The following is a 6808-nucleotide window of genomic DNA, read 5'->3' on the forward strand; positions in this document are numbered from 1 at the left end:
TGGCGGAGAAGGCGTCCGCCTAACCCACTTTCTACCCTTGTCTACCTACATCTACCTACGTACCAAAAGCCCATATTTAAAGCCACTTTACAGACATTCGCTTAAATGTCTTGTCTGTGATCGTATCATAGAATACACTTGTGTCTACTATTTTCGGTAAGAATTTAAGGCAGAATGTGGGCAAATTAAAAGCATTACAGATAAAAAGTTTACCGGCTGGCAATCACTTGGACGGACACGGCCTTTATCTTCGCGTTTCACCTACTGGTGGGCGGTCGTGGGTTTTTAGGTATAAAGATAAAGGCCGAGCTCGAGAGCTTGGTTTAGGTAGCCTTTTTGTTCGCGGTCTAGCAGAAGCGCGGATTATTGCCGCTGATATGCGGCGAGCTGTTTATGATGGCCTCGACCCTAAAACAGTATTAGCTCCTAAAAAACAAAGTAAGACCTTCCAAGCCTACGCTGAGGAATTGATTGAATCCAAAAAGGCCGGCTGGCGCAATCAGAAGCATGCCCAGCAGTGGACAAACACGTTACAGCAGTATGCATTTCCAGTCTTAGGCGAAAAGCAGATTCACGAAATCGACCATCTTCACGTAATTGAAGTTTTGAGGCCGTTATGGAACACCAAAACCGAAACCGCTAGCCGACTTCGATCAAGAATTGAGAGCGTTATTGATTTTGGATATTTGCATGAAAACATCGACAAGGGCAACCCTGCCCGCTGGCGTGGCTGCATGGACAAGGTTTTTGCTAAGCCCTCAAAAGTAAGAGAGGTCGTTCATTTTGCCGCAATCCACTACGCGGACTTGCCCGCAGTTATGGCGAAATTACGTGAGAAATCCGCCATGAGCGCGTTATGTTGCCGCTGGATCGCGTTGACGGCATGTCGGAGCAGTGAGGCACGCGAAGCCGTTTGGGACGAAATCGATTTAAAAAAGAACATCTGGATCATCCCAGGCGCTCGCATGAAAATGGGAAAAGAGCATAGGGTTCCCCTAACGAGTGAGTGTATCGAAATTCTTCAAGATGCAAAAAATCTGAAACCCAATAGTAGCTTTGTTTTCGTGAATGAGCGAGGCGCTGCTTTAAGCGATGTATCGCTTTCAAAAATGCTTAAGTCTGTATCCAACAGGGAGGCAACTGTTCACGGATTGCGAAGTTCTTTTATAGATTGGGCATCGGAGCAGACCAGCTACCCGCGCGAGGTAGTGGAGCAGGCGCTAGCCCATTCAATCGGCGCGGTTGAAGCTGCCTATCGACGGAGTGATTTATTTGAAAAGCGACGTGGATTGATGAATGAGTGGGCGTCTTATTTGGCGAAAAAATTTTAAAATGTTGCAAGCATCAGCATTCACGACACTTGAATCTATTGTAATATTTGCGCGTTCGGCTGAATTGATGGCCGTACTTTAAACGAAGGGGTAGTTGCCCAACCCGGTGCCCACCACCGGGAAGGGCGGATACTGCAACTTCTCCATTGACGAATTTTGAAGTTTAGAAGATCAACCCACGAAGGGTTTGGATCAACCCCAAAGGCTTTAGATCAGCCCAAGGAGTCGATTGTATTTTACATGCACGGTCATATACGCACAAATACATTTATCCTCCCTAAGGTTGATCGATTTTTAAAAGGAATCGATTGATGTCACAAAAACAAGAAACATCTCCAAAAGCTTTTTTTCTGAAGAAACCCGTCGTTCTTCACAAAACATCGATGGGTCATGCTTGGTTATACGAGGCAATTAGAAAAAGAAAATTTATCAGTCCGGTTAAAGTCGGGAAAGCCAGTCTATGGCCAGCAGATGAAGTAGAGCTGATGTGCAAAGCGATGGCCGCCGGATTGGATGAGGAAGAACTCAAGAGTCTAGTTATCAAGATCGAGGCCGCCAGAAAGAATTTTTCGATGGAGGGTTAATCATGACCTTCAAAATGAAAACCCCTAACGCTGAGGCGGCGGTAGGGGCTAAGGCAATACAGAATGATCTATGTGACGTGCCTATTTTATCGCATTTCTCGAATTTAAAACAGACCAGCGCGAACACTTGGACAGGCCGCTGTCCGATGCCCGACCATAAAGACACGAATCCATCTTTTCGTGCCACGCAAAAACCTAATGGCGATTGGTTGCTTTATTGCCATGGCTGCGGCGCTCGAGGCAAGGAGATATGTAATGCGTTGGGCATTCCAATCAGCTCCTTGTTTGCCAATTCGAAGCCTTATCACCACACCGGCGGCAACAGCAGAGTCTCATCCGTTTTCACGTTATTACGATCAATGGAGCCTGATTTATTTAGGCTGGTCGCAATCGCGAATTTGCTTGAGAAATCAGGCGCGCTCGATCAATCGGATCGCGAATTTATATCGGGTTTGGCCATAAAACTGAACAGCGTTATCGATGAAATCGGAGGTGGCAAAAAATGAAGGCACTCAAAGGGAATATCGAAAAATTTACAGAAGAAGCCGTCTCAAAGCGCCTAGGCAAAAATGAAAAAGTAACCCCGCTGGGCGAATCGGGCGAATCAGGCGAAAACCCGCATGAATACAAGAAAAACGATGGGGCGAATAAAGGGCGAAAGGGGCGAAATTCGCCCATTGAGGCGTACAACCAGCCGGTTTATCCGATCAACGCCTTGGATTCATTGGCTGAAGTTTGCACCTACATGTGTAATGAAATGCAGCTGCCAGCAGAAACGGCAGGGCAATCCTTACTTGGCGCGGCATCCCTTTTAACGCAAGGAATTTATGACGTTGAGACGCTAGCAGGGGTGAAGCCGTTATCTTTAAATTTATTGTCTATGTTGGATTCTGGCGATGGCAAATCGACCGCTGACGGCGTGGCGTTGAGAAAAATTTCTGAAGCAGACCGCAAAAATCACGAATCTTTTCAAGACAGCATGGTGACATGGTGCGGCCTGTCGAAAAAAGAGAAGGAAAGCGAACCGCAGCCCGTCGCCCCGTATAGACTGATGAAAAGTGGAACCATTCAAGGGATCGTCCGCAGCTTCAAGGAGGGCGTCTCAAGTCAAGGATCGTTTACGGCTGAGGCGGCCTCGATGTTAGCAGGATGGGGCATGACTGCTGAACAAAAAAGGAACACGCTTGCCGGTCTGAACGACCTTTGGGATGGTGCCCCTGTTTCAATCGTCAAACAAGGAGAAGGGCGAACACAATTGTATGACAATCGCTTTTGCTGCCACTGGATGATTCAACCAAGCGCGGCGCGTGAATCGCTTCACGATGAATTGTTATCGACAATTGGCACATGGCCTCGCTTTTTGGTTGCTTGGCCTATGCCAATGAAACCACGGGCTTACAAGGAATTCGACCCTGAAAGCAGTTCAGCGGTTACTACGTATTGGAAGGCCTGCGGCGATCTACTAAATTCTCAGGATAACGAGAGGCGAATTCTAAGGCTTTCTGATAAAGCACGAGTGTTGCTTATCAAGTTTTGGGAAGCAATGGAGCAATCGCGCGACCCTGATAGTAAATATCATGGGTTGAAAGCCTTTTGCGTGAGAGGATCAGAGCAGGTTTGTAGGATCGCTGGTGTGCTAGCCGCATTCAAAAACCATCAAAACAAAAATGCCGAATTTTATGTTGTGGACGCTGACGTTAAAAACGGAATCGCTCTATTCAGGTACAGCCTGGAAACATGGCTAGGCATTTTCGGCAAGCGTGAGGATGCAGAACATCAATTATGGGCGAATGATCTTCATGTGTGGATGCTTAAACAGAAAGATCAGGAGGCCAGCGAAACCAGTATGCTGAGATTGGCGATACCAAAATATTTACGGTCAAGATACAAGCGTGACGTTGCACTTGAAATCTTACGCGGGCAAGGAAAGGTCAAGCAGGTCGTTGACACGCTACCCAATGGATTGATGCATTTATCTCGCAATGTTTGGAAAGCCGTTTATGATGACCGAGGTAGATGATCTGCTAGCGGATTTAATGAGCTACTCGCCTACCGAAAAGGGCGAATTTCGCCCGATTCGCCCAGTCATTCGCCCGTGCAAGAATGGCTTAAATAATACGTTTTCGCCCAATTCGCCCCTTTCGCCCAATGAGAATTTGAATGATGTTGATATCGAAAAAATCCGCACCTGGTTATTCAAAATTGGCGAGCCTGAAAATGATCATTTTTTGGTGATCGATAAATGCAAACGTGACCCGCAGGCATTGGTTTACTTTTTACGTCACGCCAACGGCGAATATGAATCAAGTTACAGCGTAACGACCGAGACGGATGTAGATGATAGGGTGAGGTGTTCAGATTGCAAATTTTTGTACGTTGGCCACTGTTTGCAGTGGCGAAAAACCAATCCTGCTAACCCACGTTACAAACCAGAGCAATTGACGCTCAAGAGATGCGCCCACTTCAAGCAAAAATAGTAATCTTCAGCGAAATCAATTGCTTATTTTGTGTTATTATTGATTTGGTATGATTTTAGTGAAAAACCACATATTAATCTTTATGCTTAATACAAAACAGTTTGCAGAACTGAACAAAGTCAAGCCAAACACGATTTATAAGAGGTATTCGCAATTTGGCAGCTATTGGGGCATCACGCCTACAAAATTGCTGAACAATAGGCTGTTATGGCCTGAAAAAATGATTCACAAAAAACCAGTTACCAAACACACGCAGGAGATAGAAAAACATGTTTAAAAGTACGGATCAGCTCGCCAGCTTAAAGACATCCGCCGAGAGTGCACTGGCGCGCATTGGCAACAAGATTGCCGGAGCAGAACAAAAAATTAATACTTTACAAAATGAATCCCAGCAGAAATATCAGCGTGAATATTTGAATAAACAGGTGGCGGATTTGCGAGCTCAGGTAAGCGATACGCTTTACGAGGATTACAAAAAAATCATCGAGGCCAAAGACATGGCGCTTGCTGCGGAGCGATTTTATAAAAAGACATCCTTTATGCTGAGTAGAGCGCAATTTAATGCTGACCCTGCAACAAACGCCAACATGAAGTTGACCGTAATGAACGAACTAGAGCGCATGAGCTCCGATGATGTGATTATGACCGCGGAGGTAGCGAAAGCGGAAAACAAGCTTGCTCTGTTCTGGTGTTGCTACCTACAGGGGACTAAAACCCCGTTGACCGGTGCCATGGATGCATTGACGCTCGATGGCATAAGGACGCAAGAACAGGTTTATGGGCTTGAATTGATAGATGGCATCAAGAAATTATTCGCTCACGCTGAGCTGAAAATGAAAGGCAGCGTAATCTCGCCAACGCCACTGCAACCGCGTGACAAGTTACGATTGGCGCGGGAAGCTGGCATACCCTAATCGGTATTAATTAATCGATTGTGGTGCGTAATGGCGATGACAAGGGCGGTCAAGTGGTTGAAGGAGAACATTTACCGGCGACCCCTGCCCGAGAGCCACGGCTGCGGCTTGGCAGTATCAGAGAGGTCAGGCGTGAATTGGTCAAGGTCTACTCTATGGCCAAGCAAGGCAGGATCGCTACACAGGACGCCAGTAGGCTGGTATTCATGTTGCAGGCGCTGGCAGGCATGATCAAGGATGATGAATTGGAGCAGCGCATTACAGCACTGGAGAAGGCACAAGATGAGCGATTTAAAGAGAAGGATTACTAGGCTTGAAGCTGGTCAGATGGATCCGGTAAACGAGCGTTTCTATACAATTGTCTGCCAGTTCGCCGACATTCAGAACAGACCGCGACCAGAGAAGCAGCCTGACATTACCGCGACGTTGAAGCAGCTTGCAGGATACTTGCCGCTATGACCCTGAAATCCAGAATTGAAGCCCTAGAACAGCGATCAATAGAGGATAAACCGCCAAAGCCTGGCTTGGTTTATTTCTCTGATATGGAGACCGAAGCAGAAGCCCGTCAACGGTATGAGCAGCAGCATGGCTACCCATTACCGGATGACATACCGATAGTAAGAATTAATTCAATTGATATGAGTAAATAAAGATTAACTGCCCTTGCCCCACGCGGGAGGCTTTCAGCCAGCCTGCCCTTGTGGGGATTTTTTTACGATACTTTCGCCAGTGCAGCGAGCTCGTCGCGGGTTTTGCCTGTTTCATCCCGTGGTGGCAAATTTGCCACATCGGTATTTTGCTTTAATGTAGATAATTGCCGCTCCTTAGCCATAGCTGCCATATAAGCGGCATGTCGACGATCACGGGAATCATCAGTGTAATTACATCCGGCATCTTCCGCCCGAGATTTGACACAATCACCCATACTTTCCGCTGTTGCCCATATCGTATTTAGTGCTTGGGCGACATCTTCAATGTGCCTGTGTCCTTCAGGTGTTTCCAGTGATAGAAGGGCAAGCTTGGCAATAGACCGTATCCCCAAGAAACCCTCTTGCGCAAGGCTGTCCATATCTGTAATAACACTACGCAATTTCTCAATTTCTTCCGACGTGGCTTTTTCTACGTGTTTACTCATGATGCTGCCCTCCCTACTTCAAGAACCATCGATGCGCCAAGGCGATCAGCTTCTTGTTGCGCTTCTAGGCGGCTGTAATAGTTCGCGTGATGCACTGGTAACGCCAATCCTTTGGTTATGAATAGTTCGTAGTCACCTGAGCCATTACGGCGTATGTAGGCGGCAATCGGTTTTTTTGCTGGTGTTGCTGCTGCATTACTCATTTTTGCATTCTCCTTTGATGGTAGAAAAATGCTTTTTGGAGTGGGTAGAAATTTTTACGGTAAGAACTGCGGCAAGAACAAGACCTTATTCAATAACATATAATCGTTATAAATCAGTATCTTGCTTAAGGTGCAATGGCGGAGAAGGCGGGATTCGAACCCGC

At 46.7% G+C, this 6808-nt stretch carries 10 protein-coding genes; 8 read left to right on the forward strand and 2 right to left on the reverse strand.

The window, feature by feature from the left end; all coding sequences use genetic code 11:
* Positions 1–140: 140 nt before the first annotated feature.
* The 8 genes from C8R30_RS15185 to C8R30_RS15225 all read left to right on the forward strand — a co-directional run bounded on the left by C8R30_RS15185 (position 141) and on the right by C8R30_RS15225 (position 5956).
* Positions 141–1331: a tyrosine-type recombinase/integrase gene (locus C8R30_RS15185; protein ID WP_258192077.1), complete on the forward strand. Its 1191-nt coding sequence runs from the start codon at positions 141–143 to the stop codon at positions 1329–1331.
* 311 nt (positions 1332–1642) lie between these two features.
* Positions 1643–1915, forward strand: a complete 273-nt coding sequence (locus C8R30_RS15190; RefSeq protein ID WP_107790506.1) for a helix-turn-helix transcriptional regulator — start codon at positions 1643–1645, stop codon at positions 1913–1915.
* A gap of 2 nt (positions 1916–1917) precedes the next feature.
* Positions 1918–2421 carry a CHC2 zinc finger domain-containing protein gene (locus tag C8R30_RS15195; protein ID WP_107790507.1) on the forward strand — a complete coding sequence of 168 codons (504 nt, stop codon included), beginning with the start codon at positions 1918–1920 and terminating at the stop codon, positions 2419–2421.
* Positions 2418–3935, forward strand: coding sequence for a DUF3987 domain-containing protein (locus C8R30_RS15200; RefSeq protein WP_107790508.1), 1518 nt, complete (start codon positions 2418–2420; stop codon positions 3933–3935). Before C8R30_RS15195 ends, C8R30_RS15200 begins: the two co-directional genes overlap by 4 nt.
* Positions 3916–4392, forward strand: coding sequence for a hypothetical protein (locus C8R30_RS15205; RefSeq protein ID WP_107790509.1), 477 nt, complete (start codon positions 3916–3918; stop codon positions 4390–4392). Before C8R30_RS15200 ends, C8R30_RS15205 begins: the two co-directional genes overlap by 20 nt.
* Before the next feature lie 269 nt (positions 4393–4661).
* Entirely contained in the window at positions 4662–5306 is a 645-nt protein-coding gene (locus C8R30_RS15215; RefSeq protein WP_107790511.1) for a hypothetical protein, read from the forward strand.
* A gap of 23 nt (positions 5307–5329) precedes the next feature.
* Positions 5330–5617 (forward strand): hypothetical protein, encoded by a 288-nt coding sequence (locus C8R30_RS15220; protein WP_258192078.1) that lies wholly within the window; start codon positions 5330–5332, stop codon positions 5615–5617.
* A 144-nt stretch (positions 5618–5761) separates the two neighbouring features.
* Complete coding sequence (locus C8R30_RS15225; RefSeq protein WP_107790513.1) at positions 5762–5956, forward strand: hypothetical protein; 195 nt, start codon at positions 5762–5764, stop codon at positions 5954–5956.
* A gap of 62 nt (positions 5957–6018) precedes the next feature.
* On the opposite strand, the gene C8R30_RS15230 is transcribed toward C8R30_RS15225, so the two are convergent.
* Positions 6019–6441, reverse strand: coding sequence for a hypothetical protein (locus tag C8R30_RS15230; protein ID WP_107790514.1), 423 nt, complete (start codon positions 6439–6441; stop codon positions 6019–6021).
* The gene (locus tag C8R30_RS15235) at positions 6438–6644 is read right to left on the reverse strand and encodes a hypothetical protein (RefSeq protein ID WP_107790515.1); all 207 of its coding nucleotides are present in this window, start codon (positions 6642–6644) and stop codon (positions 6438–6440) included. The genes C8R30_RS15230 and C8R30_RS15235 overlap by 4 nt, the downstream gene beginning before the upstream one ends.
* Between the last annotated feature and the right edge of the window lie 164 nt (positions 6645–6808).

The organism is Nitrosomonas nitrosa, assembly GCF_003051105.1.
Classification (GTDB): Bacteria; Pseudomonadota; Gammaproteobacteria; order Burkholderiales; family Nitrosomonadaceae; genus Nitrosomonas; species Nitrosomonas nitrosa.

Coding starts and splice junctions, on each gene's coding strand:
- C8R30_RS15235 (WP_107790515.1), bottom strand. CDS start 6,644: ATGAGTAATGCAGCAGCAACACCAGCAAAAAAACCGATTGCCGCCTAC.
- C8R30_RS15200 (WP_107790508.1), top strand. CDS start 2,418: ATGAAGGCACTCAAAGGGAATATCGAAAAATTTACAGAAGAAGCCGTC.
- C8R30_RS15190 (WP_107790506.1), top strand. CDS start 1,643: ATGTCACAAAAACAAGAAACATCTCCAAAAGCTTTTTTTCTGAAGAAA.
- C8R30_RS15195 (WP_107790507.1), top strand. CDS start 1,918: ATGACCTTCAAAATGAAAACCCCTAACGCTGAGGCGGCGGTAGGGGCT.
- C8R30_RS15215 (WP_107790511.1), top strand. CDS start 4,662: ATGTTTAAAAGTACGGATCAGCTCGCCAGCTTAAAGACATCCGCCGAG.
- C8R30_RS15225 (WP_107790513.1), top strand. CDS start 5,762: ATGACCCTGAAATCCAGAATTGAAGCCCTAGAACAGCGATCAATAGAG.
- C8R30_RS15230 (WP_107790514.1), bottom strand. CDS start 6,441: ATGAGTAAACACGTAGAAAAAGCCACGTCGGAAGAAATTGAGAAATTG.
- C8R30_RS15205 (WP_107790509.1), top strand. CDS start 3,916: ATGATGACCGAGGTAGATGATCTGCTAGCGGATTTAATGAGCTACTCG.